Source organism: Paraburkholderia madseniana (genome assembly GCF_009690905.1).
Classification (GTDB): domain Bacteria; phylum Pseudomonadota; class Gammaproteobacteria; order Burkholderiales; family Burkholderiaceae; genus Paraburkholderia; species Paraburkholderia madseniana.
Map to the genome: position 1 here is coordinate 51,718 of NZ_VOSW01000002.1, position 24,875 is coordinate 76,592.

Sequence of the window (24,875 nt, forward strand, 5' to 3'; positions counted from 1 at the left end):
GGCAGCAGTGGAAGCTCAAGCGTTCGTCTGCAGCCAGAACGTGACCGGTCCGTCATTGACTAGCGACACCTGCATATCGGCGCCGAACTCGCCTGTCTCGACGATCGGGTGCTTGGCGCGCGCTGCCGAGACGAAGTAATCGAATAGCCGCTTGCCCTCGTCGGGCGGCGCGGCGGGCGTGAAGCTGGGACGCAGGCCGCTGTTGGTGTCGGCAGCCAGCGTGAACTGCGAAACGAGCAGCAAGCCGCCTGCGCGCCCTGCGCCGTCGAGGTTCTGCACGGAGAGATTCATCTTGCCGGCCGCATCGCTGAAGACGCGATAGCCGAGCACCTTGGCGAGCAGCCGGTCGGCTGCAGCCTCCGTGTCGCCACGTTCGGCGCATACGAGCGCGAGCAGGCCCGCCTCGATTGCGCCGGTCACGCGGTCGTCCACGCGCACTTCCGCGCGGCGAACGCGCTGGATCAGCGCGATCATCGGCTCGACTCCAGATGCAACAACGCTCGAGTCGCCATCGTGTTATCGCTGAGTCATCAAGCCGTCAGCGTGACACGCGCGAAACGGCGCTTGCCGACCTGCACGACGTACTCGCCGGCTTCGACCTTCAGTCCCTTGTCGGACACGGTCGTGCCATCGATCTTCACGCCGCCTTGCTCGATGTTGCGCAGCGCCTCGCTGGTCGACGGCACGAGGTTGGCCTGCTTGAGCAACTGGCCGATTGCGAGCGGTGCGCCCGCGAGCGTCACGGCCGGAATATCGTCCGGCACGCCGCCCTTCGCGCGATGATTGAAGTCCTCGAGCGCGCGTTCGGCATCGGCTTGCGAGTGGAAGCGCGCGACAATTTCCTGACCGAGCATCACCTTGAAATCGCGCGGATTGCGGCCCGCTTCGATTTCCTTCTTGAAGCCGGCGATCTCGTCCATCGGACGGAACGACAGCAGTTCGAAGTAACGCCACATCAGCACGTCGGAAATGCTCATTAGCTTGCCGAACATGTCGGTCGGCCTTTCGCTGATACCGATGTAGTTGTTCTTCGACTTCGACATCTTCTCGACGCCGTCCAAGCCTTCGAGCAAGGGCATCGTCAAGATGCACTGCTGTTCCTGACCGTACTGCTTCTGCAGTTCACGGCCCACCAGCAGATTGAACTTCTGGTCCGTGCCGCCGAGCTCGAGGTCGGCATTCAGCGCGACCGAGTCATACCCTTGCATCAACGGGTACAGGAATTCGTGGATCGAGATCGGCACGCCGCCCTGGAAGCGCTTGGTGAAATCTTCGCGCTCGAGAATCCGCGCCACCGTGTAGCGCGAGGCGAGCTTGATCATGCCGTCGGCGCCGAGCGGCATCGACCACTCGCTGTTGTAGCGGATTTCGGTTTTGTCGCGGTCGAGCACGAGTGCTGCCTGCTCGAAATACGTCTTCGCGTTCGATTCGATCTGCTCGCGCGTGAGCGGCGGGCGCGTGGCATTGCGGCCCGACGGATCGCCGATCAGCGAGGTGAAGTCGCCGATCAGGAAAATCACCGTATGACCGAGATCCTGCAACTGGCGCATCTTGTTCAGCACGACCGTGTGGCCGATGTGGATGTCCGGCGCGGTCGGATCGAGGCCGAGCTTGATGCGCAGGGGCACACCAGTGGCCGCGCTCTTCGCGAGCTTCTGTGCGAATTCTTCTTCGATCAGCAGTTCGTCGACGCCGCGTTTGGTGACGGCGAGTGCGTGACGGACTTCGTCGGTGATCGGGAAGGCGGGGCTAGGCTTGGTGGACTCGGTGCTCATGCTGGAAACGTGAAGTCGCGAAAAAAGGAGATTGTCCCATAGATGCGCGCCGCCGCGCCCACTGACTCGGCTACAGGCGCACCGTCGACGCATGATTTCGGCTTGCCGGGACGCGCCATTGGCACTGTGACGCTTTATATTCGACCGCGCTTGCGCCGATAATCTGCTAAAACAGATCGCAACGAATCATCGAGAGGAGCAACAACGTGGCGCAAGACCCCGCAGACGGCGTCTACTTGGGATTGATGTCCGGCACGAGCATGGACGGCGTGGACGGTGTTGCCGTCAGATTCGCGAAAGGAAAGCCGCCGGTGGTGCTGGCCGAGGCGTTTGTCGGCTTCGCGGCAGGCTTGCGCGACGCGCTGTTCGCGCTTCAACAGCCTGGGGACAACGAGATCGAACGCGAAGCGCTGGCCGCCAATGCACTCGCCACGCGCTACACGGTGTGCTGCCACGAACTGCTGGGAGCCAGCCGTGTTCCGGCCTCAGAAGTCCGTGCAATCGGCGTGCACGGTCAGACGGTGCGGCATCGGCCGGAAAAGGGTTACACGCGGCAGATCAACAACCCCGCGCTGCTCGCGGAAATGATGCACATCGACGTGGTTGCCGATTTTCGCAGCCGCGACGTCGCGGCCGGCGGCCAGGGCGCGCCGCTCGTGCCGGCGTTTCACGCCACGGTGTTCGGCGCGAAAGACGAAACGCGGGTGGTCTGCAATCTCGGCGGCATCAGCAATATTACGATCCTGAACGCGACCGGCGGCGTGCGCGGTTTCGACTGCGGACCGGCGAACGCGCTGCTCGACGAATGGGCGCAGCGCCATCTCGGCAAGCCCTTCGACGAAAACGGCCATTTCGCTGCGGGCGGACAGGTCGATCGCACGTTGCTTTGTGCATTGCTCGACGAACCCTTTTTCACGCAACAACCACCGAAAAGCACCGGCCGAGACCTGTTCAACCCGCAATGGCTGGATGCCAAGCTCCAACCGTTCGCCGCCCTCGCTCCCGCCGACGTGCAAGCGACACTGGTCGCGCTGACCGCAGTAACGGTTGCCCGCGAAATCGAACGGCATGCGTCGGACGCCAAGGCGGTCTATGTGTGTGGCGGCGGCGCGCGCAATCCGGAGATTCTGAAGGCCCTGCGACAGGCGCTGGAAGACAGCGGTGTAAGCGGCGTGCCCGTGATGACAACCGACGCGCTCGGCGTCCCGCCGAGCCAGGTCGAGCCGCTGGCGTTCGCATGGCTGGCGATGCGTTGTGTGGCGCGCTTGCCGGGCAATTTGCCGGCGGTCACTGGCGCCGCTGCCGAGCGCGTGCTCGGGGCGATCTACCCGCGTTAAGCCAAGAGCCTGGCTTTCAGCGCAGGCAACAAAAAACGGGGCCGAAGCCCCGTTGCTTTTACATCCTGTCGTCTAACCGGCCAACCATCAAACCGAGAACGACGAGCCGCAACCACACGTGGTCGTAGCATTCGGGTTCTTGATGACGAACTGCGCGCCGTTGATGTCGTCCTTGTAGTCGATCTCAGCGCCGACCAGATACTGGTAGCTCATCGAATCGATCAGCAACTGGACGCCGCTCTTGTTCATGACGGTGTCGTCTTCGTTGACGGCTTCGTCGAACGTAAAACCGTACTGAAAGCCCGAGCAGCCGCCGCCCTGCACGAAAACGCGCAGTTTGAGGTCCGCATTGCCTTCTTCTTCGATCAGTTGCTTGACCTTGTCAGCCGCTGCGTCGGTAAAAACGAAGGGGGCGGGCATCTCGGTCACGGGTGTATCGGTGACTGCGTTCATTCGAACTCTCCAAAAAGCTTCTAACCGCTATTGTAGGGCTGATCTCGATATCGTGCCGAAGCCCACAAAATCAATGGGTTCTTACAGCAAATTCAATGGTCGGCCCTGATGCCGCCACCAGCCTGCCTGAGCAGACCGCGTCGGCAGCTCCGGCAACAAAACCCTTACCGCGCAGCCTGGCCGCGAACCAATAAAAAAAGCCGCCTTCGCGAAAGCGTTGGCGGCTTTTGCAGCATTCCAGCCCGAAAGCCGGATTGCACACGAAGCGATTAACGCTTCGAGAATTGCTTCCGGCGACGTGCCTTGTGGAAGCCGACCTTCTTACGTTCGACTTCACGAGCGTCACGCGTAACGAAGCCAGCCTTCGACAGTTCCGGCTTCAGCGTTGCGTCATAGTCCATCAGCGCGCGGGTGATGCCGTGGCGAACCGCACCGGCTTGACCCGTTTCACCGCCACCGTTCACGTTGACTTTGATGTCGAACGTGACGCCGTGGTTCGTGAGTTCCAGCGGCTGACGCACGATCATCAGTGACGTTTCGCGCGAGAAGTAATCGGCGATAGGCTTGCCGTTTACAATGATCTCGCCCTTGCCAGCCTTGATGAAGACGCGTGCGACGGCGCTCTTGCGGCGGCCCGTGCCGTAATTCCAGTTACCGATCATGTGGGCTCCCCTTAGATCTCGAGCGCTTTCGGCTGTTGTGCCGAATGCGGATGCGTTGCTTCAGCGTAGACCTTCAGCTTCTTGATCATCGCGTAGCCGAGCGGGCCCTTCGGCAGCATGCCCTTGACCGCTTTCTCGAGCGCACGGCCCGGGAAGCGTTCTTGCATCTTGCCGAACGTCGTTTCATAAATACCGCCCGGGTAACCCGAGTGACGGTAGTACTTCTTGTCAGTAGCCTTGTTGCCCGTGACACGCAGCTTGCCGGCGTTGATAACGATGATGAAATCACCGGTGTCGACGTGCGGAGTGAATTCAGGCTTGTGCTTGCCGCGAAGACGGTGTGCCACTTCGCTGGCGACACGCCCGAGAACCTTATCCGTCGCGTCAATCACGTACCATTCACGCGTAACCTCATGGGCTTTTGCGGAAAACGTCTTCATGATCGATCCAAAAAAATTGCTGCGCCCAATGTATTTTTTCCTGCTTGTAGTGTGCGCATCGAGGCGCGTGCAGGCTCTCCCTGGTTCTTCCTCCGCGGGCGCGGATGCGGAAAAGCTCTGAATTATAAAGGAATTTGTCACGCGGAGTCAAAGCTTGCGGGGGTTTGGGCGAGAAATCGGGCGATCCGGCACCCGGATTTGGCCATTTGCCCTTCCCGCTCGCCCCGAATCTGGGGTTCGTGAGATCGAAGCCGTGGGCGAAAAAAAACCCGAACGAGCGGTTCGGGTTTAATCCACCAAAGGAGGAGGTGGAGGAGACAGCGGAGGTTGCAGAACTGCTGCAACCGATGGGATCGATTATATGAGGCGCCCTTGTGCGACGCAAGAACATTTGCATTGTGAAATTCGATTTTACAATGTGGCAGACGGGCTCACTGGCCAAAAAATTCTGAATTCCTTTTAAAATCAATGGCAAAAACCCTTTTAAGAGCTTGCATACACAGACATCATCTAGAGTAAAACCCCTAAACCCGTCAGGGCATTCCCGAATCACCGAAACATGCCGCACCGCAACACGCAAGCGGTCATCGGGCATAAGTTCCAGCGAAAGTCCCTTCGGGCGGACGCGCAAACACCGGGCTACAATGCGTTTTCGATATAAGCGAAGCGCGGTGGAGCACAGCATGGAATGCAAAGTTAGCTGGATGGGGCAAGACGGGATGGCATTTGCGGCCGAGACGGGCAGCGGTCATCTGGTCACGATGGATGGCGCGCCGGAAGGCGGCGGCCGCAATCTCGCTCCGCGTCCGATGGAAATGGTTCTGCTCGGCACGGGCGGCTGCACGGCGTACGACGTCGTGATGATCCTGAAGAAAAGCCGCCAGGAAATCGCCGGTTGCTCGGTGACGCTGAAGGCCGAACGCGCCAGCGAAGATCCGAAGGTGTTCACCAAGATTCACTTCCACTTCACCGTGACGGGCAAGAATCTGAACCCGGCTACCGTGGAGCGCGCGATCAATCTGTCGCACGACAAATACTGCTCGGCGTCGATCATGATCGCGAAGACTGCTGAACTCACGCACTCGTTCGATATCGTCGCGGGTTGAGCGCGGCGCGTCGGCTTCTGCGCGGATAGCCGCGCATTTAGCCTAGCCAGTGCGCACAAATAAAAATGCCGGCGTCCACACGGACGCCGGCATTTTTTGTTGGGTGGCAAAGCAAGCCGATAAGCCGGATTCTGTGCACGCGCCACGTCCGAAAACGCGATGCGCGTAGCAGTCATTCCTCTAGGCGCGCCATTACTGACGCGCTCAAGCTTCCTACCCGCAGACGTGACGGGGGCCCCGTCCTGCATCTCGAAGATGCTAGCCTGCCTACTTGGAATTGCTCCGGGTGGAGGTTACCGTGCCGGTCTGCCTTGCAGCAGCCGCGGTGCGCTCTTACCGCACCGTTTCACCCTTACCTGATCCCGGCTTGCGCCGGGCCATCGGCGGTTTGCTTTCTGTTGCCCTGTTCCGCGTGTCACCACGGATGGCCGTTAGCCATCACCCTGCCCTATGGAGTCCGGACTTTCCTCGCCCTCTTTGGCCGAAACCGCAGAGGCCGCGACTGCCTGGCCTGCTTTGCTGGGGCGCATTTTAACACTGCGGCGAATAGGGTGCGGCTTTAGCGCGAACGTCGTCCTGTACGAAAGACCGACGTGTCTTCGTAAAACTCGGGCGATTCGTTCTCGGCGCACCAGCCCGGAATCCCCAGCACCGGCAGCGGCGCAAACATGCGGCTCGTCAATGCCTCGGTGTTCAGGAGTGCCGTGCTGACAGCCTCGTCGAGCCAAGCGTCGCGCGCTGCGGCGTCCCATCCGAAGTACTCGGACGGCACGTCGACGATCCACGCGTGGCCCGTGCAGGCCTTGAACGGCGCGATCAGCTTTTCCAGCAACGCATGACCGAAGCAGCGCACTTCGCAGCGTGCGCCCCAGGCATCACGGTGAGCAACCATGAGCGTCTGCCAGTCGAACCCGCGCAATGCCGCGCTCAACGCGGGGTCGGCGCAGGCGAACAGCAGCGCGTTTTCGTCGAATAAGGTCAGCGTATCGCGCACGCCGCCGCGGGTCGGGCCGACGCCTAACACGTCGATCGCCGCCGACTGCCGCGCGTTCAGCGCCGCCTTGATCCGCGGAAAAGCAAACCACATCGACCCATTGAAGAAGTCATGCAGGTTGTGGCGCGTCGGCACGCAGCCGGTCGACGCGATGTGCGCCTCGTAAGCCGCGCCCGGCGGCAGATCTTCCTGCGCAATGAACGCGAGGCGCTGGCCGCGCCCCGTAACCTGCCGCATCTCACCGGCATCGGCATTCATTTCTGCAAGCAAGGCCGCGTAGCTCGTCAGCGCGCCCTGCTGCCAGCGCTCGCCGCGCGCCGCGAACTGCGCGAACCACGGTTTCGACCAGTCGATATCGGCGAAACCGAAGCCTACGCGCGCCGCTTCTTGCACCTGCATCTAATGCAACTTCAGACGAGGCGCCAGCCAATCGACTCACCGCCACGCAGCGGCACAACAGGCGTATCGCCGACCGGCAACTCGGCCGGCAGCGTCCATTCTTCGCGACGCAACGTGACTTTCTCTTCGCTGCGCGGCAGACCGTAGAAATCCGCGCCGAAGAAGCTGGCGAAGCCTTCGAGCTTGTCCAGTGCGCCGGCTTTGTCGAATGCTTCCGTATAGAGTTCGAGCGCATGCAACGCCGTGTAGCAACCCGCACAGCCGCACGCGTGCTCCTTCAAACCCTTCGGATGCGGCGCGCTATCCGTGCCGAGGAAGAAGCGCGGATTACCCGAGGTCGCCGCCTCCACCAGCGCCACGCGATGCGTCTCGCGCTTCAACACCGGCAGGCAGTAGTAATGCGGGCGAATGCCGCCCTGGAAGATCGCGTTGCGGTTGTACAGCAGATGGTGCGCGGTGATCGTCGCGCCCAGCAGCCCCGGCGCCACGCCGGCTTCGCGGATGTAGTCGACTGCATCTTTCGTGGTGATGTGCTCGAACACCACCTTCAGCGCCGGAAATGCGCGGCGCAGAGGCGTCATCACGCGGTCGATAAACACTTTCTCGCGATCGAACAGGTCGATCGACGAATCCGTCACTTCGCCGTGCACCAGCAGCGGCATGCCGGTTTCCTGCATCACTTCGAGCGTTTTGGCGCACTTCATGATGTCGGTGACGCCCGCGTCCGAATTGGTCGTGGCACCCGCCGGGTACAGCTTCACGCCGTGCACGAAGCCGCTTTCGCGCGCGCGGCGGATTTCGTCGGGCGGCGTGTTATCGGTCAGGTACAGCGTCATCAGCGGTTCGAACTTCGCCCCAGCCGGGATCGCGGCGACGATGCGCTCGCGGTACGCCTGCGCCATTGCGGTCGTGGTGACCGGCGGCTTCAGGTTAGGCATGATGATCGCGCGGCCGAACTGGCGCGCGGTATCCGGCAACACGGCAGCGAGCATCTCGCCGTCGCGAACGTGCAGGTGCCAGTCGTCCGGGCGGGCGAGCGTAACGGAGTTGATGGTGTCGACGGAATCGAGGGAGGCGTTGGAAGCGGTCATGGCGAGAGGGGAACGAGATTCGGCGGCAAAAAAAGCAAATCGGCGCGCTCGAAGCGGTACAAATCACAGCAATTCGCAGCGCTGGAGCCTAAACACACGTCAATTTTGCTATTTGGCGCTTCTGGCTCGGTGATATGCTTGGAAAATCATCATTGTAACGGCTCGCCCCGTTCACAGGCTTACCCGCAACATGTGCCAACTTCTCGGAATGAACTGCGCCGCGCCGACGGACGTCACGTTCTCGTTCACCGGCTTTGCGGCGCGCGGCGGCGTCACCGATCACCACGCGGACGGCTGGGGCATCGCCTTCTTCGAAGACAAAGCCTGCCGCCTGTTCATCGACCATCAATCGTCGGCGACCTCGCCGATCGCCGAGATGGTCAAGCGCTACCCGATCAAATCGAAGAACACGATCGCGCATATTCGCAAAGCGACGCAAGGGCACATCCTGCTTGAGAACTGCCACCCGTTCATGCGCGAATTGTGGGGGCGCCACTGGATCTTCGCGCATAACGGCGACCTGAAAGATTATTCGCCGGCGCTCAACGGCGTCTATCAACCCGTCGGCACAACCGATAGCGAACTCGCCTTCTGCGCGTTGCTGCAAGGTTTGCGCAAGGCTTTTCCGGGCTGCCAACCGCCGCTGGAAGAACTGTTCGCAGCGCTCGAAACGCTCACGCGCGAGATCACGCAATTTGGCGTGTTCAATTTCCTGATGTCGAACGGCCAGGCGCTGTTCGCGCATTGCTCGACGCATCTGCATTACATCGTGCGGCGCTGGCCGTTCTCGACCGCGCATCTGGTCGATGCCGACGTGTCGATCGATTTCGCCAAATACACGACTCCGGAAGACCGCGTCGCCGTGATCGCGACCAAGCCGCTCACCGATAACGAAGTGTGGACCGCCTTCAAACCGGGCGATCTACTGATGTTCCAGCACGGCGAAGTGATCGGCCGGGTCAATGTGCCGGTGCCGGCTTCGGTGCTGGAGAAGCTGCGCAATCCGGCGTTGGATGCATCGGCTTCGGCAACTACGATTGCGGCTTCGGTTGAGGCGGTTGCCACAGCCGCCGATGTCGACCTCGAAGCCGCGGACGACACGGCTGCTTTCGAGTCCTGATACGAAAAAGCCGCCCGGTTCGCGCCGGGCGGCTTTTTTCTGCCTAGGCCACGCCAACCAACCAGCGCGGCCCAAGAACACCCTCAGTGCAGGATCTTCGCCAGAAAATCCTTCGCACGATCCGACTTCGGATTCGCGAAGAAGTCTTCCTTCTTGTCGTCTTCCACGATCAAGCCCTTGTCCATAAAGATCACGCGGTGTGCGACCTTCTTGGCAAAGCCCATTTCGTGCGTGACGCACATCATCGTCATGCCTTCTTGTGCCAGTTCGACCATCACGTCGAGCACTTCGTTGATCATTTCCGGATCGAGTGCCGAAGTCGGCTCGTCGAACAGCATGGCGATCGGGTCCATCGACAGCGCGCGCGCAATCGCCACGCGCTGCTGCTGACCGCCCGACAATTGCCCCGGAAACTTATCCGCATGCGCACGCAGGCCGACTCGATCGAGCAGCTTGTAGCCCTTGGTCGTGGCTTCGTCCTTCGAGCGGCCGAGCACCTTGACCTGTGCGAGCGTCAGGTTCTGCACGATCGACAGATGCGGGAACAGCTCGAAGTGCTGGAACACCATGCCGACCTTCGCACGCAGCTTCGACAGATTGGTTTTCTTGTCGGTCAGCGATTGGCCGTTGATGACGATCTCGCCCTTCTGGAACGGCTCGAGGCCGTTGACGGTTTTGATCAGCGTGGACTTGCCCGAGCCCGACGGCCCGCACACCACCACCACTTCACCTTTTTTGACTTCCGTCGTGCAGTCGGTCAGCACTTGAAACTGGCCGTACCACTTCGAAACATTCTTGATAGAGATCATCTTGCGACCTTTTTCTGAAGACCTTTGACGAGGCTCGACGCGATCACGCAGATCACGAAATAACACGCGCCCGCGAACAGTACCATTTCGACATTCGTGCCGTCACGGTCGCCAATATTCGTGGCGGTGCGGAAGAAGTCGGCGAGGCTGATCACGTAGACGAGCGACGTATCCTGAAACAGCACGATACCTTGGGTGAGCAGCAGCGGCACCATCGCGCGGAACGCCTGCGGCAGCACGATGAGGCGCATCGCCTGCGGGTAGCTCATGCCGAGCGCAAACGCGGCATTGACCTGCCCACGCGGCACCGCCTGAATGCCAGCGCGGATGATCTCCGAATAGTACGCCGCCTCGAACAGTGAGAAAGCGACCATCGCCGAAGCCAGCCGGATGTCGATATCCGGCGACAAACCCAGCACGTTCTGCAGCACCTGCGGCACGATCAGGAAGAACCACAGCAGCACCATCACCAGCGGGATCGAACGGAACACCGTCACGTAGGCCTTGGCGAACCATTCGAACGGCTTGATCGGCGAAAGCCGCATGATCGCGAGAAGAGTGCCCCAGACAATGCCGATCACAATCGCAATCAGCGTGATCTTGATGGTGACGATAGCGCCGATCCACAGCGTAGGCAGTGCGCCCGGAATACCGCTCCAGTCGAAATGATGCATCACTTACCTCCGATATAGCCGGGCAACCGGGTCTTGGCTTCGACCCAGCGCATCAGTTGCATCACGACCAGATTGATCAGCACATAGGCTAGCGTGACCGCGATGAACGACTCATACGTCTGCGACGTGTAGTCGACCAGTTGGCGCGCCTGGGCTGACAGATCCAGCAGACCGATGGTCGACGCAACCGCCGAGTTCTTGAAGATGTTCAGAAACTCGGACGTGAGCGGCGGCACGATGATCCGGTACGCAACCGGCAACAGCACGTAGCGATACGTCTGCCATTGCGTAAAACCCATTGCCAGACCCGCGGCACGCTGGCCGCGCGGCAATGCGTTGATACCCGAGCGCACCTGCTCGCACACGCGCGCGGCGGTAAAGAGCCCGAGGCACAAAATAGACGATGAGAAGAACTGCGCGCTCGGCGGCAGTTGTTTGTACCAGTTCCCCATCGACACGGGCAGCAACTCCGGTATCACCAGATACCAGATAAAGAACTGCACGATCAGCGGGATGTTGCGGAAGATCGCGACATAGAGCGTGCCGATACCCGATGCCCATTTGTTCGGCACCGTGCGCAGCACACCGAACAACGAACCGACAATCAGCGCGATCACCCATGCCGACAGCGACACGGTGATCGTCACCCAGAAGCCGGACAGCAGCCAGCCCAGATAGGTGGTCGGCTCGCCGGTGGAGACCGGACTCAGCAGAATGCCCCAGTTCCAGTGATATGACATGACCAAGACTCCAGCAAAAAGAAACGGAAGAAGCGCGTGGCCCCTTCCGTTTCGTTCAGCGTTTCAAAAAAACAGCTAAGGTTTAATCGATTGCCTTGTCATTCGGGCTCTTGTAGAGCGCCTTGATGTCGTCGCTTTCCGGGAAGGCCAGGTTCAGGCCCTTCGGCGGAATCGGCGATTCGAACCACTTCTTGTAGATCTGGTCGGCTTCGCCCGAGGTTTCGACCTTCGCGATCGCGTCGTCGACGACCTTCTTGAATTCCGGATCGTTCTTGCGAATCATGCAGCCGTACGCTTCATGCGATTGCGGCGTGCCAACGATCACGAAATCGCCCGGGTTGTTCGACTTGGCGCGTTCGCCTGCCAGCAGCGCGTCGTCCATCATGAACGCGGCAGCACGGCCGGTGGAGAGCGTCAGGAACGACTCGCCGTGGTCCTTCGCGCTGATGATGTTCATGCCCATGCTCTTGTCCTGATTCATCTTGCGAAGCAGGCGCTCAGAGGTGGTGCCGGCGGTCGTGACGACCGTCTTGCCCTTCAGGTCAGCGAAGTCCTTGATGCCGGAGTCTTTCTTGGTCATCAGGCGCGTGCCGATCACGAAGATCGTGTTCGAGAACGCAGCCTGTTGCTGGCGCTCGGTGTTATTCGTGGTGGAGCCGCATTCCATGTCGACGGTGCCGTTTTGCACCAGCGGAATACGGTTCTGCGACGTGACCGGGGTGAGCTTGACCTTCAGGTTAGGCATATTCAGCTTTGCCTTGACCGCATCCACCACCTTCAGCGCGAATTCCTGCGAGTAGCCGATGACATTCTGCTTGTCGTCGTAATACGAAAACGGGATCGACGATTCGCGGTGACCCAGCGAAATGACGCCCGTGTCCTTGATCTTTTTCAGCGTACCAGCGTCTTGCGCATGCGCGCCAACCGTAAACAGTCCGAGAGTCGCGAGCAGCAGCGCAGCTTTTTTAACCTTCATTTGTGATCTCCTTGGCAAGAACCGGCGCCAGTTTAGCAAAGTAATTATTCTGAAAGTATGGCTATAAACCATGTTTGTTGCGCACGCGCGCCGCGGCGGGATTACAGCAGCTTAACCCGTCAATTCAAACGCGGCGGACACGCAAAGGCGGGCGGCATCGATAGGATGCCGCCCGCCGGGGGAAACACGCGGTCTTGTGGACCACGTCAAAGCAAGGATTCGCAGCGGCCCGCGAGGTGGCGGGCCGCCGTGTCATGCCAGTCGATCAGGGATACAGGCCGCGCAATTCGCGCGCTTCCAGTATCCGCTTACACGCGACGATAAACGCCGCGGTCCGCACGGAGACCTTCTGTTCGCTCGACACTTGCCACACTGCGGCAAATGCTTCGCGCATCACGCGCTCGAGACGCTGGTTGATCTCGTCTTCCGTCCAGAAGAAGCTCGAGAAGTCCTGCACCCACTCGAAGTACGACACCGTCACGCCACCGGCGTTGGCCACCACGTCCGGAATCACGAGAATGCCACGGTCGTGCAAAATGTCGTCCGCTGCCGTGGTGGTCGGGCCGTTGGCGCCTTCCACGACGATCTTCGTCTTGATCTTGCCGGCGTTCTTTTCGGTGATCTGGTTTTCCAGCGCGGCCGGAATCAGGATGTCCGATTCGACCGTCCAGAATTCTTCGTTCGTGACTGCATCGGCTTCCGGGAAACCGCCCACGCCGCCGTTCTTCGCCACGTAATCCGCCAGCGCAACAGCATCGATACCAGTCGACTTGTACAGCGAGCCGGTGTGATCCTGCACTGCGACCAGCTTCGAGCCCGCTTCCTGGAACAGACGTGCGGCGATACCGCCCACGTTACCGAAACCCTGAACGGCAATCCGCGCGCCTTCGATGTCGACACCGATACGGCGTGCAGCTTCGGAAGCCACCACGAACACGCCACGGCCCGTCGCTTCACGGCGGCCCAGCGAACCACCCAGCGCGATCGGCTTGCCCGTCACGACGCCCGTAGCCGTTTGGCCCTGGTTCATCGAGTACGTGTCCATCATCCACGCCATGATCTGCTCGTTCGTGTTCACGTCCGGCGCGGGGATGTCGGTATTCGGTCCGATGATGATGCCGATTTCACTCGTGTAGCGGCGCGTCACGCGCTCCAGCTCGCCACGCGACAGCGTACGCGGATCGACACGGATACCACCCTTCGCACCGCCGTACGGCACGTTCACAGCAGCATTCTTCACCGACATCCACGCCGACAGCGCCATCACTTCCGAAAGCGTCACGTCCTGGTGATATCGCACACCGCCCTTACCCGGACCGCGCGACACGTTGTGCTGCACGCGATAGCCTTCGAAGTGCGCGACCGTGCCGTTATCGAGTTCGATAGGCACATCGACGATCAGAATGCGCTTCGGGCGCTTCAGGGTTTCGAGCCAGCGGGACAGCGAGCCGAGGTACGGCGCGACGCGGTCGACCTGACGCAGGTAGTTGCCCCACGGGCCGAGGTCGTCTTTATTCAGGTAGGAAGGAACAGACTGCAACGTTGACGCGGATTGTGCTGCTTGTTGCTGGGATGACATGAACGCTCCGGCGTTGATCGAGTGACAGCATTGTCGAAAAACGCCGTTTTGAAATCCAATGCCGTTTCATTATCCGATTATGTTTTTTTTGCATAACCGTTAAGAAGCTGCAAATTCGCGTCGTGGGGACGCAGGTTTTCAGGCAGCGCCTGCGCCTTGCGCCAACTCCTCCGATACCACGTCCCACAACTGCCGCACGAGTATCTGCCGCGCGTCGTCGCCTTTCGCGGCCAGCTTGTCGCGATAGAGGCGAATCTCCATGGTCAGCGTGAGCTGCCCCTCGGGTGTGCCACGCGTTGCGCGATCGAGGCGGATCAGCTTGCCGTCCGCAATCGCGTCTTCCACCGCGCTGTGCGGCAGGAAGGCGATGCCGTGGCCGGCCAGCGCCATGGCCTTGAGCCCCTCGGCCATGTCGGTTTCGTACAACCGGTCGAGATACAGACGCTCCGGCGCGTTGGCGAGGATCACCTCGGTCATGCGGCCCAGGTACGCGTTCGGCGTGTAGGACAGATAGGGCGTGGGCGCCTCGGGGGTGCCCGGCAACGTATGACGCGCCCGGCCGGCGCGGCCCGGCGCGGAGAACGGGCTGATCGGCTCGTTGCCGAGCGTGAGCATGTCGTAGCGCGCCGGATCGAGCGCGATTGGATGGCTCGGATGGTGATAGGCCATCATCAGATCGCAGCCGCCTTCCACCAGCGCCAGAGCCGCGTCGTGCACGTTCAACGCCCGCAGCCGGGTATGGATCGGACCCATTTGCGCTTCGATGCGCTGCAGCCAGCGCGGGAAGTACGTGAGCGACAGCGTGTGCGGTACCGCGAACTCGATGGTGGCCTGCGGCGTCGCCGTGTGCCCGCGCAGCAAGGCACGCGCCTCGTGGAACTGCGACAGCATCGCGAGCGCCTGCTCGTAGAACACCTGGCCTGCTGCCGTCAGCCGCGTCGGGTAAACCGAACGATCGATCAGTTCCGTGCCCAGCCACGCTTCCAGCGCCTGAATCCGCCGCGAAAATGCTGGCTGCGTGACGTGACGAGATTCGGCCGAGCGGCTGAAACTACGCGTTTCCGCCAGCGAAACGAAGTCTTCGAGCCATTTCAGTTCCATGCGGGGCCTGCTACCAGCGGGAGGGAGGAAGTCAGCATTCTAGCGGCGCGGGGTGGTGCCGCCGGGTTGAGTGGTAAAATTCGCGGTTCCCTCCGTTCCCGATCCGCTCGCTGAGCGCTCGCTTTGACTCCGGCCCCCATCATGTCCGACACCCGCCCCGACACCCTGTTCGCGCTGAACGCGCTCTCCCCGCTCGACGGCCGTTACGCCTCGAAGACCGAAGCCCTGCGCGACTGGCTTTCGGAAGCCGCTTTCATGCGCAATCGCGTGACGGTTGAAATTCACTGGCTGATCGCGCTCTCGCACGCCGGTTTCGCCGAAGTGCCGCGCTTTTCCGAAGCCGCCGAACAATTCCTGCTGCAACTGGCCGAGCGCTTCACCGCGCACGACGCCGCGCGCATCAAGGATATCGAACGTGTGACGAATCACGACGTGAAAGCGGTCGAGTACTGGCTGAAGGAATCGGTCAAGGGTCAGGAAGAACTGGAACGCGCGAGCGAGTTCATTCACTTCGCGTGCACCTCAGAAGACATCAACAACACCTCGCACGGCCTGATGCTCGCCGGCGCACGTGAACACGTGATTCTGCCGGCACTGCGCTCGGTGCATCAGCGCCTCGTTGCGCTGGCTCACGCGCAAGCCGAACAGCCGATGCTGTCGCGCACGCACGGCCAGCCGGCCAGCCCGACCACGCTCGGCAAGGAAATCGCCAACGTCGCCGCACGTCTGGAACGCGCGATCGATCGTATCGCCAAGGTCGAACTGCTGGGCAAGATGAACGGCGCGGTCGGCAACTTCAATGCGCACCTGTCCGCATATCCGGAATTCGACTGGGAAGCGTTCTCGCGCGAAGTCGTCGAACAGCGCCTGAAGCTCACGTTCAATCCGTACACGATCCAGATCGAACCGCACGACTACATGGCCGAACTGTTCGACGCCGTATCGCGCGCCAATACGATCCTGCTGGATCTGGACCGCGACGTGTGGGGCTACATCTCGGTCGGCTACTTCAAGCAACGCACGAAGGCCGGCGAAATCGGATCGTCGACGATGCCGCACAAGGTCAATCCGATCGACTTCGAGAACTCGGAAGGTAATCTGGGTCTCGCCAACGCCACCCTGCGCCACCTCGCCGACAAGCTGCCGATTTCGCGCTGGCAGCGTGACCTGACCGACTCGACGGTGCTGCGCAACATGGGCGTTGCGTTCGGCTACTCGCTGCTCGCATACGACTCGCTGATTCGCGGTCTGGACAAGCTCGAAGTGAATGCACAGCGTCTGAACGAAGACCTCGACAACTGCTGGGAAGTGCTGGCCGAACCGGTGCAAACGGTGATGCGCCGTTACGGCATCGAAAACCCGTATGAGCAGTTGAAGGAACTGACGCGCGGCAAGGGCATCACGCGTGAAGCGCTGCAAACGTTCGTGACCGGTCTCGCGATTCCGCAAGATGCGAAGGACCGTTTGCTTGCCATGACGCCGGGTTCGTATATCGGCAAGGCAGTCGAACTGGCGAAGCGGATCGCTTAAGGCCGAGTCATTACCTCGCAGCTTCGACCATAAAAAAGGCGCTCACAAACGTGAGCGCCTTTTTTTCATCCTGCGACGTCAGTAAGCCTAAAGCCTCAGCGCGAAGTCATCTGCTTCAACACCTCTTCGACGATCTCTTCCGGCGACAATTCGATGCTCACCGTGATCGCCTCATCCGGGCCCGGCTCTTCGAGCGTATCGAGCTGGCTTTGCAACAGCGACGGATCGAAGAAGTGACCGGTGCGCGTGGTCAACCGCCCGCGCAGCACCTCGAACGAACCCTTCAGATAGACGAAGCACACGTCCTTATCGCCGCTGCTACCGCCGCGCAGAACATCGCGGTACGAGCGTTTCAGCGACGAACACGTGAACACCGCCTTCTCGCCCGCCCTCTGCTTTTCCTCGATCGCCGCACGGATGGTTTGCAACCACGGCCAACGGTCTTCGTCCGTAAGCGGAATGCCGTGGTGCATTTTCTCCTTGTTGGCGGCGCTGTGAAACGCGTCGCCGTCGGTGAACGCGCAGTGCAGGCGTTCCGCCAGCATTTCGCCAATCTTCGTCTTGCCGGCGCCCGACACGCCCATTGCGATCAAAATCATCAAAAACTCCTTACACGACCGTCGCGAGCGCGAAAGTCAAACCCAAGCCCATCAGCGAAATGATGGTTTCGAGGAGCGACCATGTCTTGAAGGTCTGCCCCACCGTCATACCGAAGTATTCCTTGATCAGCCAGAAACCGCCGTCGTTGACGTGCGAGAAAATCAGCGAACCCGAACCGGTGGCGAGCACCAGCAATTCCGGCGTGACCTGCACGCCGCTGGCGGCCGTGATCGGCGCGACGATGCCGCATGCGGTGGTCATGGCAACCGTCGCCGAACCCGTGGCCAGACGAATCAGCGCGGCCACCAGCCAGCCGAACAGCAGTGGCGACAGATGCATGGCCGTCGCAACGGTGACGATTTCCTTCGAAATGCCGCTATCCATCAGCACGCGCCCAAAACCACCGCCCGCGCCGACGATCAGCGTGATACCCGCGATCGGTGCGAGACATTCGCCACAGAACTTCTGGATCTGTTCACGACTGAAGCCGCGGCTCGCACCGAAGGTCCAGAAGCTAACCAGCACGGCGATCAACAATGCTACGTCCGAATTGCCCACGAAGTGCAGCAGATCGTTCGGCAAAGTCTTCGGCGTGGAGACGAGGTCGGCCCAACTGCCGATCAGCATCAGAATTACCGGCAAGAGGATCGTGAACAACGTGACACCGAAGCTCGGCAATTCGCGCTTCGGCGCCGCGCTTTTCGCGTTATTTTGCGCGTCATCACCATGGCCGAGGAATTGCGCGGCGAGCGGATTGTTCTCCGGCAGCTTGATGTAACGGCTGATCAGCAGCGCGAACAGCGGGCCGGCGACGATCGCCGTCGGCACGCCCACGATCAGACCGTACGCAATCGTCTTGCCGATGTCGGCGTGATACGCCTGCACCGCGAGCATCGCTGCCGGGTGCGGCGGAATCAGACCGTGCACGACGGACAGACCCGCGACCATCGGCAAGCCGACCAGCAGCAACGACTTGTTGGTACGTTTGGCGACGTTGAACGCGATCGGAATCAGCAGCACGAAACCGACTTCGAAAAACACCGGCAAGCCGACGATGATCGCTACGACCATCATCGCCCAATGGATGTTCTTCTCACCGAACCACTCGATCAGCGTGGTGGCGACGCGCTCCGCGCCGCCGGATTCGGCCATCATCTTGCCGAGCATGGTGCCGAGGCCGACCACGACCGCGATGTGGCCGAGCGTATTGCCGTTGCCGGTTTCGAACGATTTGACGATCGTGCCGATCGGCATGCCGGATACAAGACCCAGCAGCAGCGAAACGATGATCAGGACGAGGAACGGGTAAACCTTGTAACGGGTGATCAGCAGGATCAGAAGTGCGATGGCGATCACCGCGAAGACCAGCAGCGTGCTGCCGTGGACAGCTTCCATGAAGCTCCTCCTTTGCGTTATTGATTGTTGGTGCGGAACACAGCTGGCACCTGTCTCACGGCGACCTCAAGCGGTGCCTGAAAACCCGGCAAGCCGCGCGGACGCTGAATTTTACTGTTTGTTGTCTCTAAAAGCGCGCGAATCCGGCGCGCATATCGCAAAGGAGCCTCGGCGCGACAGCCTGACAGGCTGTTTCGACGAGGCTCCTTTGTGTAGGGCCTGGTTACCGGCCTAAAGTACGCGCCGTTTCAACTCAATGTGCAGGCGCGGCCAGCTCGCTGGCGGCACGTGCGAGACGCGTGACTTCGTCCCAGTTTTGCGCGGCAAGTGCAGCCTTCGGCGTCAACCACGATCCGCCCACACACACCACATTCGGTTGTGCGAGGAAATTGATGGCGCTTTCGGCCGTGATGCCACCGGTCGGACAGAATTTCAGCGTCGGGAACGGGCCGTAAAACGCCTGCAGCATCGGGATACCGCCGGCTTGCTGCGCCGGGAAGAACTTGACGATTTCGTAGCCGAGTTCGAGCGCCGCGATAATGTCGCTCGGCGTCATGACACCCGGCAGCAGCGGCAAACCCGCATCTTGCGCGGCCTTGTGCATGTCTTTCGTGAGACCTGGCGACACGCCGAATTGCGCGCCCGCTTTCTTCGCCTGAAAACAATGCTCGGGCTTCGTGATCGTGCCGACCCCGACCACGATGTCTTCGGACAGCTGGCTCGCGCGTTCGATCGCTCCGAGTCCCGCAGCCGTGCGCAGCGTGATTTCGAGCACCTTCACGCCGCCCGCATGCAGCGCGCGCGACACGTTTTCGCCCTGTTCGACCGAGTCGAACGCGAGCACCGGAATCACCGGGCCGAGGCGCACGATATCGCTTACTGTTTTCGCCGTCATAGTCAGACTCCTTGTTTCTGCAGCTCGTGGCTGGCTTGAGTGGTGCTTGTGTGTGCTTTCTTGTGTTCGCCGTGCTGCGCGCCGCGTTCGCCCACCATCGGACCGAACACCGAGGCGCCCTGCTCCGCCGGCGCTGCCGCCGCACGGAACACGCCGAACAGTTCGCGGCCGAAGCCGACTTCGTTTTCCGCCTGATGCTGCGGCAATGCTTCCGGCCGCGCCGCCCATTCGGCTGCATCGATTTCGATGTCGAGCACGCCTGCGTCTGCATCGATCACCAGCATGTCGCCGGTGCGGACTTTGCCGATCGGGCCTTGCAGCAATGCTTCCGGCGACAGGTGAATCACCGCCGGCACTTTGCCCGACGCGCCGGACATACGCCCGTCGGTGACCAGTGCAACGTGGAAACCTTGATCCTGCAACACACCGAGCAACGGCGTCAAACGATGCAATTCGGGCATGCCATTTGCGCGGGCGCCCTGGAAGCGCACCACGGCAATGAAATCACGCTTGAGCTCGCCGTTGTCGAACGCGGCCTGCACGGCTTCCTGCGAATCGAACACGATCGCGGGCGCCTTCACCTTGCGATGCTGCGCTGCGACGGCCGAAATCTTGATCACGCCGCGGCCAAGTTTGCCCTGCATCAGACGCAAGCCGCCATCCGGCTGGAACGGTTCCTTGATACCGCGCAGCACCGCCGTGTCTTCGCTCTTTTCCGTGCCCGGCACCCATTGCAGCTTGCCGTCGAGCAGCTTCGGTTCTTCGGTGTAGTGATGGAGACCCTTGCCGGCGACTGTGTTCACGTCTTCATGGAGCAAGCCGCCTTCCAGCAGATTGCGGACCAGGAACGCGACACCGCCCGCAGCGTGGAAGTGGTTCACGTCGGCCTTACCGTTCGGGTAAATCTTGGCGAGCAGCGGCACGGCTTGCGACAGCGTGTCGAAGTCGTCCCAGTCGATCACGATGCCGGCCGCGCGCGCGATCGCGACGAGGTGCAGCGTGTGATTGGTCGAACCGCCCGTTGCCAGCAAAGCGACGATGCCGTTGACGATGGCTTTCTCGTCGACCACGTGGCCGATCGGCATGTAGTTGCCGCGATCCACCGTCAAGTCGAGCACGCGGCGCGCGGCTTGCGCGGTCAATGCGTCGCGCAGCGGCGTATGCGGGTGCACAAACGCCGAACTCGGCAGATGCAGGCCCATCACTTCCATCAGCATCTGGTTGCTGTTTGCCGTGCCGTAGAACGTGCAGGTGCCGTGGCTGTGATACGCGGCGGCTTCTGCTTCGAGCAGCGCGTCGCGGCCGCACTGGCCAGTGGCGAAAAGCTGACGCGTCTTGGCTTTGTCGTCGTTTGACAGGCCGCTGCCCATCGGGCCGGCCGGCACGAAAATCGTCGGCAGATGGCCGAATTGCAGTGCACCGATCAGCAGGCCCGGCACGATCTTGTCGCAGATGCCGAGGCACAGCGCTGCGTCGAACATGTTGTGCGTGAGGGCAACCGCCGTGCTCATCGCAATCACTTCACGCGAGAACAGCGACAGTTCCATGCCCGCATTGCCTTGCGTGACGCCGTCGCACATGGCCGGCACGCCGCCGGCAAATTGCGCGACGCCGCCGTTTTCACGCGCAGCTTCCTTGATGATGTCCGGGTAGTTTTTGTACGGCGCGTGCGCCGACAGCATTTCGTTATACGAGGACACGATGCCGATGTTCGGCTGGCGAATCTGCTTGATGACGAGCTTGTCGTGGCCTTCAAGACCAGCAAAGCCGTGAGCCAGATTGGCGCACGAGAGCGCGCCGCGTGCAGGGAATTTGCCCTGGGCGTGCTCGATACGGGCCAGATACGCCTCGCGAGTGGGCTTGCTGCGCTCGACCACGCGTTGCGTGACCTTCAACAATTGCGAATGCGGGGAAACCATCGGAGCTCCTTCGTCGCTGGCGTGAGGCGTAGACGCACTATGCCAGGCAGGTATCGCGGGGATGTCGAAACAGTCGACGTCGCAATGTTAGTAGAAAAACTACACGATCGCAATCACGACTCCTGTTGCGCCGCGACATTTTTGAATAGCCTGAACGCCTTACTGGCTTTACCTTGGCCACGTATAGGGCAAAACCCAGGGAATATACCTACTGCCCGATATGTAGTTTTTGTACCTTTTTCTGCAATCAGATATAGTCCACGCATTCTTCAGCATAGTGCGAGTTTTCCGATGATGCTGTCCCAGGTGGAAGAGATGCGCGACCAGTTGCGTCCGTCCGAACGCAAGCTGGCCGATTACGTGATCGAAGCGCCGCGCGAGGTGCTCGATCTCTCGATGACCGAGGTGGCCGCGCGCGCGGGTGTCAGCCAGCCGACCATCGCGCGGTTTTGTCACGCGCTAGGGTTTTCGGGCTTTCGCGAGTTCAAGATCCGGCTGGCGCAAGGCATCGCCGCGGAAGTGCCCGTCGTCTATCGCGACGTGCGGCCGGACGAGCCGACGCCGGGCGTCGCCGCGAAGGTACTCGACCGGACTATTGGCGCGCTGATCCAGGTGCGCAACAATCTGTCATCGGACAGCGTGGCCGCGGCGATCGCGCTGCTGGCGCAGGCGCGGCGCATCGAGTTTTACGGCGCGGGAGGCTCGGGCATTGCTGCGCTGGATGTGCAACACAAGTTTTTTCGCTTGGGTATGCCGAGCGTCGCGTATTCGGATCCGCATACGTTTCTGATGTCGGCAACGCTGCTGGGTGAGGGCGATGTGGTCGTGGCGATTTCGAATACCGGACGTACGCGCGATATCGTTGACGCGGCGAAATCGGCGTTGGCAAGCGGCGCGAAGGTAATCGCGATCACACACGGTAATTCGCCGCTCGCGCGGCTCGCGACGGTAGGGCTGTTTGCGAACGTCGATGAAGACACAGATATTTTTTCGCCGATGACCTCGCGCGTGTCGCATCTGGCGATCGGCGACATTCTGGCGGTGGGGGTGGCGTTGAGCCGCGGACCGGAACTGGTTGAGAAGCTGGCGCAGGCGAAGGAAGTGATCAACCGCCGAAGGATCGATCCACGCTCATAACGATAAAAGCAACGAGATCATGGCGGTAAGAGTGCGTCCATGCTGGGCGAACAGCAAAAATCCCCGCCAGCCTTCCGGCTACCGGGGATTTCCGTTCAACTACCGTACGCTATCGAAAACCGTCGATCAGAACTCGTAGCCAACCTGAGCGCGCGCGCCCGCATCGCCCGTCGACGTCACGGAGACCGCACCGTTCGCGAGCCAGTGGCCCGTTTGCGAGCGATAGGTGACGCCCACCGCTCCTGCCGATGCGCCCTTATACGTGCCACCACCCGCCGCAACGACCGTCTTGCCGGGACCTGAGGGCGTCATGTTGGGCATGGCCATCGCCGCAGCTACGCCGGCATACGCGTTCTTCGCGATTTTGTCGGTGTAGTTCTTCGCCTGCGTCTTCGCCTCGTTCAACTGGTTCACGTTCACCGCGTCGGTCCCTTGCGTACCATTCGCCACGTTCACGATACGGCGCTCGTTGCCTTGCGAACCCACAGAGAAGGTGTTCGCCTGATCGGCCACCGACCCCGCACCGATGGCCACCGAATTATCACCGCTTGCTTGCGCTCCACCGCCGAACGCGACTGCATTGGTGCCCGACGATGTGGGCGCAGGCAGGCCCGCCGTGCTTACCGACATGGCCGACTTTACCGATTGAGTCAAATCGGCCAGGTTCTGATTGGTACTCGACAACTGGGCGCCGGTCACCGCGTCAGTGCTGGTCGCCGACAATTCGCCGTCCTGCAGATTGCTCAGTTTCACCGCCTGCGCGTTAGCCGAACCGCCCAGCGTCACCCGATCATGTTCCAAGGAGTCGTACTTGACGACCGTGTTGTTCAAGTCCGCGATGTCCGCTGTGTTCTTTTCGATTTCCGTCGTGTTCTTTTCGATGTCCGTCGTATTCTTTGCCACGCGACCGTCGAGGTTCGAGATCGCGTCGCCGACGTTGTTCACGGTCTTGCCATCGACACTATACGTTGGCGCCGAAATCGTGCCGTCTGCAGCAACCTTCGCGCCACCGCCGAGTGCCGCTGCTGTGCTGGCAGCGTTCGCATACAGCTCCGAGCCGTTCACCGCATCCTTACTCGTGCTGTTCACGGCACCTGCCCCGACGTTCTGGATAACGCCGTCCGAATTGATCGAAACGATCTGCCCATCAGAGCCTGCGCGGAAGTTAACCGTATTCGTCGTGTCGTCGGCGTAAACCACCGACCCGCCCGCCTCGAGCTCCGCAATATCGTGACCTGCGGGAAGATAGGCGTTGTTGGCACAACCGCTGACAACCGCCACCGTTGCTCCTCCTCCGAACGACACCGCGTCTTTTCCATCGCCGCCCGTCGCGCATACCTCGGCCGCAAACGCGCCTCCAGAAAGGAAAGCCGCTGCGGCGCCTGCGCCGACTAGCCTGGAGACGGTTGAAGCTGCACGCGTAGATCCGCCAACTTTGCGCGACTTTTCCCCAGATGGCCGGGTCGACTCGGATACCGCCACTTGGGCGCCCGTTGCCTTATTCGATACGTTTTTATGCGACTTACTCATGAATTTATCCCTCCGGACAGCATATCCGGTTCTGCATTAGAAAATGGCGTGTTGCAGGATTTTCGAACACACCAACCAGTAACGGGGGATCGAAACATGGTCACCGCTATGGAAATTCATGGACCATTTCGTTATTCCACCCGATCTGACAGCAGAGTAAGATTTGTATGTCAGATTTCGAATCGGAGCATTCTTAAACTGGACTGATTGGAGTAAGAGCACATAAGAAAAACGTCACTCAATAGTCGACCTCTTCAGAAGAGGCGGATCACGGGACTGTTAAAGGTCTGCCTGGAACGAGGGGGCGAACTCGCGGAAATAAAATGGACCTGATTTTCTTTCTGGGAGTTCGAGTTCGCTGTCACGAGCACCGACGATTTTTCCGTAACCGGCTGGACGCGATGATTGATCTTCGTCATCCGCTGGCTGTGCTGGCGAGACGGATGCCGTGGGCATCGAAGCGACGCTAGCCCCTTGCCCGCGCGGCGCGCTCCCGAAGGCCGGGTCAGTGAAGGCGTTGATCCGTTCGGCACGACACCGGCGCTAGCGGGCGCGGGCCAGAGCGAGGCAGGACGTCCGCGGCTGATCACCTTGCGAGCGGCGCGCGATGCAA

Annotated in this window: 24 protein-coding genes, 1 other RNA gene and 1 pseudogene; 6 read left to right on the forward strand and 20 right to left on the reverse strand. The window is 60.9% G+C overall.

What is annotated here, in order from left to right:
* Nucleotides 1–15 precede the first annotated feature (15 nt).
* Both dtd and tyrS read right to left on the reverse strand, forming a co-directional pair.
* Nucleotides 16–474 (reverse strand): D-aminoacyl-tRNA deacylase, encoded by a 459-nt coding sequence (gene dtd / locus FSO04_RS01730; protein ID WP_063497315.1) that lies wholly within the window; start codon nt 472–474, stop codon nt 16–18.
* Between the two features lie 56 nt (nt 475–530).
* Nucleotides 531–1,775 carry a tyrosine--tRNA ligase gene (tyrS, locus tag FSO04_RS01735; RefSeq protein WP_154558077.1) on the reverse strand — a complete coding sequence of 415 codons (1,245 nt, stop codon included), beginning with the start codon at nt 1,773–1,775 and terminating at the stop codon, nt 531–533.
* A 206-nt stretch (nt 1,776–1,981) separates the two neighbouring features.
* Between tyrS and FSO04_RS01740 the strand changes: the two genes are divergently transcribed.
* Nucleotides 1,982–3,112 carry an anhydro-N-acetylmuramic acid kinase gene (locus FSO04_RS01740; RefSeq protein ID WP_168435534.1) on the forward strand — a complete coding sequence of 377 codons (1,131 nt, stop codon included), beginning with the start codon at nt 1,982–1,984 and terminating at the stop codon, nt 3,110–3,112.
* 87 nt (nt 3,113–3,199) lie between these two features.
* Here FSO04_RS01740 and erpA read toward each other — a convergent pair whose 3' ends face one another.
* The 4 genes from erpA to FSO04_RS01760 all read right to left on the reverse strand — a co-directional run bounded on the left by erpA (nt 3,200) and on the right by FSO04_RS01760 (nt 5,262).
* A complete protein-coding gene (gene erpA / locus FSO04_RS01745) occupies nt 3,200–3,565 on the reverse strand; it encodes an iron-sulfur cluster insertion protein ErpA (RefSeq protein ID WP_007180424.1) in 366 nt (121 codons plus the stop codon).
* Between the two features lie 269 nt (nt 3,566–3,834).
* Nucleotides 3,835–4,227, reverse strand: a complete 393-nt coding sequence (gene rpsI, locus FSO04_RS01750) for a 30S ribosomal protein S9 (RefSeq protein WP_007180423.1) — start codon at nt 4,225–4,227, stop codon at nt 3,835–3,837.
* An 11-nt stretch (nt 4,228–4,238) separates the two neighbouring features.
* Nucleotides 4,239–4,667 (reverse strand): 50S ribosomal protein L13, encoded by a 429-nt coding sequence (rplM, locus tag FSO04_RS01755; RefSeq protein ID WP_007180422.1) that lies wholly within the window; start codon nt 4,665–4,667, stop codon nt 4,239–4,241.
* The gene (locus FSO04_RS01760) at nt 4,639–5,262 is read right to left on the reverse strand and encodes a hypothetical protein (protein WP_154558078.1); all 624 of its coding nucleotides are present in this window, start codon (nt 5,260–5,262) and stop codon (nt 4,639–4,641) included. The genes rplM and FSO04_RS01760 overlap by 29 nt, the downstream gene beginning before the upstream one ends.
* Nucleotides 5,263–5,350: 88 nt before the next feature.
* Between FSO04_RS01760 and FSO04_RS01765 the strand changes: the two genes are divergently transcribed.
* On the forward strand, nt 5,351–5,773 hold the full coding sequence (locus FSO04_RS01765) for an OsmC family protein (protein ID WP_063497318.1): 423 nt from the start codon (nt 5,351–5,353) through the stop codon (nt 5,771–5,773).
* 104 nt (nt 5,774–5,877) lie between these two features.
* On the opposite strand, the gene rnpB is transcribed toward FSO04_RS01765, so the two are convergent.
* The 3 genes from rnpB to pyrC form a co-directional block, all read right to left on the reverse strand.
* Nucleotides 5,878–6,291, reverse strand: an RNA gene (rnpB, locus tag FSO04_RS01770) — RNase P RNA component class A.
* Between the two features lie 41 nt (nt 6,292–6,332).
* Nucleotides 6,333–7,166: a DUF3025 domain-containing protein gene (locus tag FSO04_RS01775; protein ID WP_154558079.1), complete on the reverse strand. Its 834-nt coding sequence runs from the start codon at nt 7,164–7,166 to the stop codon at nt 6,333–6,335.
* 11 nt (nt 7,167–7,177) lie between these two features.
* Nucleotides 7,178–8,257, reverse strand: a complete 1,080-nt coding sequence (gene pyrC / locus FSO04_RS01780) for a dihydroorotase (RefSeq protein WP_154558080.1) — start codon at nt 8,255–8,257, stop codon at nt 7,178–7,180.
* Between the two features lie 190 nt (nt 8,258–8,447).
* Between pyrC and FSO04_RS01785 the strand changes: the two genes are divergently transcribed.
* Nucleotides 8,448–9,377, forward strand: coding sequence for a class II glutamine amidotransferase (locus FSO04_RS01785; protein WP_154558081.1), 930 nt, complete (start codon nt 8,448–8,450; stop codon nt 9,375–9,377).
* Nucleotides 9,378–9,460: 83 nt separating this feature from the next.
* On the opposite strand, the gene FSO04_RS01790 is transcribed toward FSO04_RS01785, so the two are convergent.
* The 6 genes from FSO04_RS01790 to FSO04_RS01815 form a co-directional block, all read right to left on the reverse strand.
* The gene (locus tag FSO04_RS01790; RefSeq protein ID WP_054034498.1) at nt 9,461–10,186 is read right to left on the reverse strand and encodes an amino acid ABC transporter ATP-binding protein; all 726 of its coding nucleotides are present in this window, start codon (nt 10,184–10,186) and stop codon (nt 9,461–9,463) included.
* Complete coding sequence (gene gltK, locus FSO04_RS01795) at nt 10,183–10,860, reverse strand: glutamate/aspartate ABC transporter permease GltK (RefSeq protein WP_154558082.1); 678 nt, start codon at nt 10,858–10,860, stop codon at nt 10,183–10,185. Before gltK ends, FSO04_RS01790 begins: the two co-directional genes overlap by 4 nt.
* Nucleotides 10,860–11,600: an amino acid ABC transporter permease gene (locus tag FSO04_RS01800; RefSeq protein WP_154558083.1), complete on the reverse strand. Its 741-nt coding sequence runs from the start codon at nt 11,598–11,600 to the stop codon at nt 10,860–10,862. The genes gltK and FSO04_RS01800 overlap by 1 nt, the downstream gene beginning before the upstream one ends.
* 82 nt (nt 11,601–11,682) lie before the next feature.
* Entirely contained in the window at nt 11,683–12,576 is an 894-nt protein-coding gene (locus tag FSO04_RS01805; protein WP_154558084.1) for a glutamate/aspartate ABC transporter substrate-binding protein, read from the reverse strand.
* A gap of 265 nt (nt 12,577–12,841) precedes the next feature.
* The gene (locus FSO04_RS01810) at nt 12,842–14,155 is read right to left on the reverse strand and encodes a Glu/Leu/Phe/Val family dehydrogenase (RefSeq protein WP_054034502.1); all 1,314 of its coding nucleotides are present in this window, start codon (nt 14,153–14,155) and stop codon (nt 12,842–12,844) included.
* Between the two features lie 138 nt (nt 14,156–14,293).
* A complete protein-coding gene (locus FSO04_RS01815) occupies nt 14,294–15,256 on the reverse strand; it encodes a LysR family transcriptional regulator (RefSeq protein ID WP_154558085.1) in 963 nt (320 codons plus the stop codon).
* 141 nt (nt 15,257–15,397) lie between these two features.
* Here FSO04_RS01815 and purB point away from each other — a divergent pair, with 141 nt between their 5' ends.
* Nucleotides 15,398–16,786, forward strand: a complete 1,389-nt coding sequence (gene purB, locus FSO04_RS01820) for an adenylosuccinate lyase (RefSeq protein WP_054034504.1) — start codon at nt 15,398–15,400, stop codon at nt 16,784–16,786.
* Between the two features lie 95 nt (nt 16,787–16,881).
* Here the strand turns inward: purB and FSO04_RS01825 are convergent, their stop codons facing one another.
* The 4 genes from FSO04_RS01825 to edd form a co-directional block, all read right to left on the reverse strand.
* A complete protein-coding gene (locus tag FSO04_RS01825; RefSeq protein WP_154558086.1) occupies nt 16,882–17,385 on the reverse strand; it encodes a gluconokinase in 504 nt (167 codons plus the stop codon).
* 10 nt (nt 17,386–17,395) lie between these two features.
* Nucleotides 17,396–18,781 carry a GntP family permease gene (locus FSO04_RS01830; protein WP_154558087.1) on the reverse strand — a complete coding sequence of 462 codons (1,386 nt, stop codon included), beginning with the start codon at nt 18,779–18,781 and terminating at the stop codon, nt 17,396–17,398.
* A gap of 253 nt (nt 18,782–19,034) precedes the next feature.
* On the reverse strand, nt 19,035–19,676 hold the full coding sequence (gene eda / locus FSO04_RS01835) for a bifunctional 4-hydroxy-2-oxoglutarate aldolase/2-dehydro-3-deoxy-phosphogluconate aldolase (protein WP_054034506.1): 642 nt from the start codon (nt 19,674–19,676) through the stop codon (nt 19,035–19,037).
* A gap of 2 nt (nt 19,677–19,678) precedes the next feature.
* Nucleotides 19,679–21,595, reverse strand: coding sequence for a phosphogluconate dehydratase (gene edd, locus FSO04_RS01840; protein ID WP_154558088.1), 1,917 nt, complete (start codon nt 21,593–21,595; stop codon nt 19,679–19,681).
* 291 nt (nt 21,596–21,886) lie between these two features.
* Here edd and FSO04_RS01845 point away from each other — a divergent pair, with 291 nt between their 5' ends.
* Nucleotides 21,887–22,732 (forward strand): MurR/RpiR family transcriptional regulator, encoded by an 846-nt coding sequence (locus FSO04_RS01845; RefSeq protein ID WP_154558089.1) that lies wholly within the window; start codon nt 21,887–21,889, stop codon nt 22,730–22,732.
* A gap of 126 nt (nt 22,733–22,858) precedes the next feature.
* Here the strand turns inward: FSO04_RS01845 and FSO04_RS01850 are convergent, their stop codons facing one another.
* Entirely contained in the window at nt 22,859–24,013 is a 1,155-nt protein-coding gene (locus FSO04_RS01850) for a YadA family autotransporter adhesin (RefSeq protein WP_166618134.1), read from the reverse strand.
* Between the two features lie 572 nt (nt 24,014–24,585).
* On the opposite strand from FSO04_RS01850, the pseudogene FSO04_RS48670 reads away from it, so the two are divergent.
* A pseudogene (locus FSO04_RS48670) lies at nt 24,586–24,847 on the forward strand (hypothetical protein); the annotation flags it as partial.
* Nucleotides 24,848–24,875: the final 28 nt, after the last annotated feature.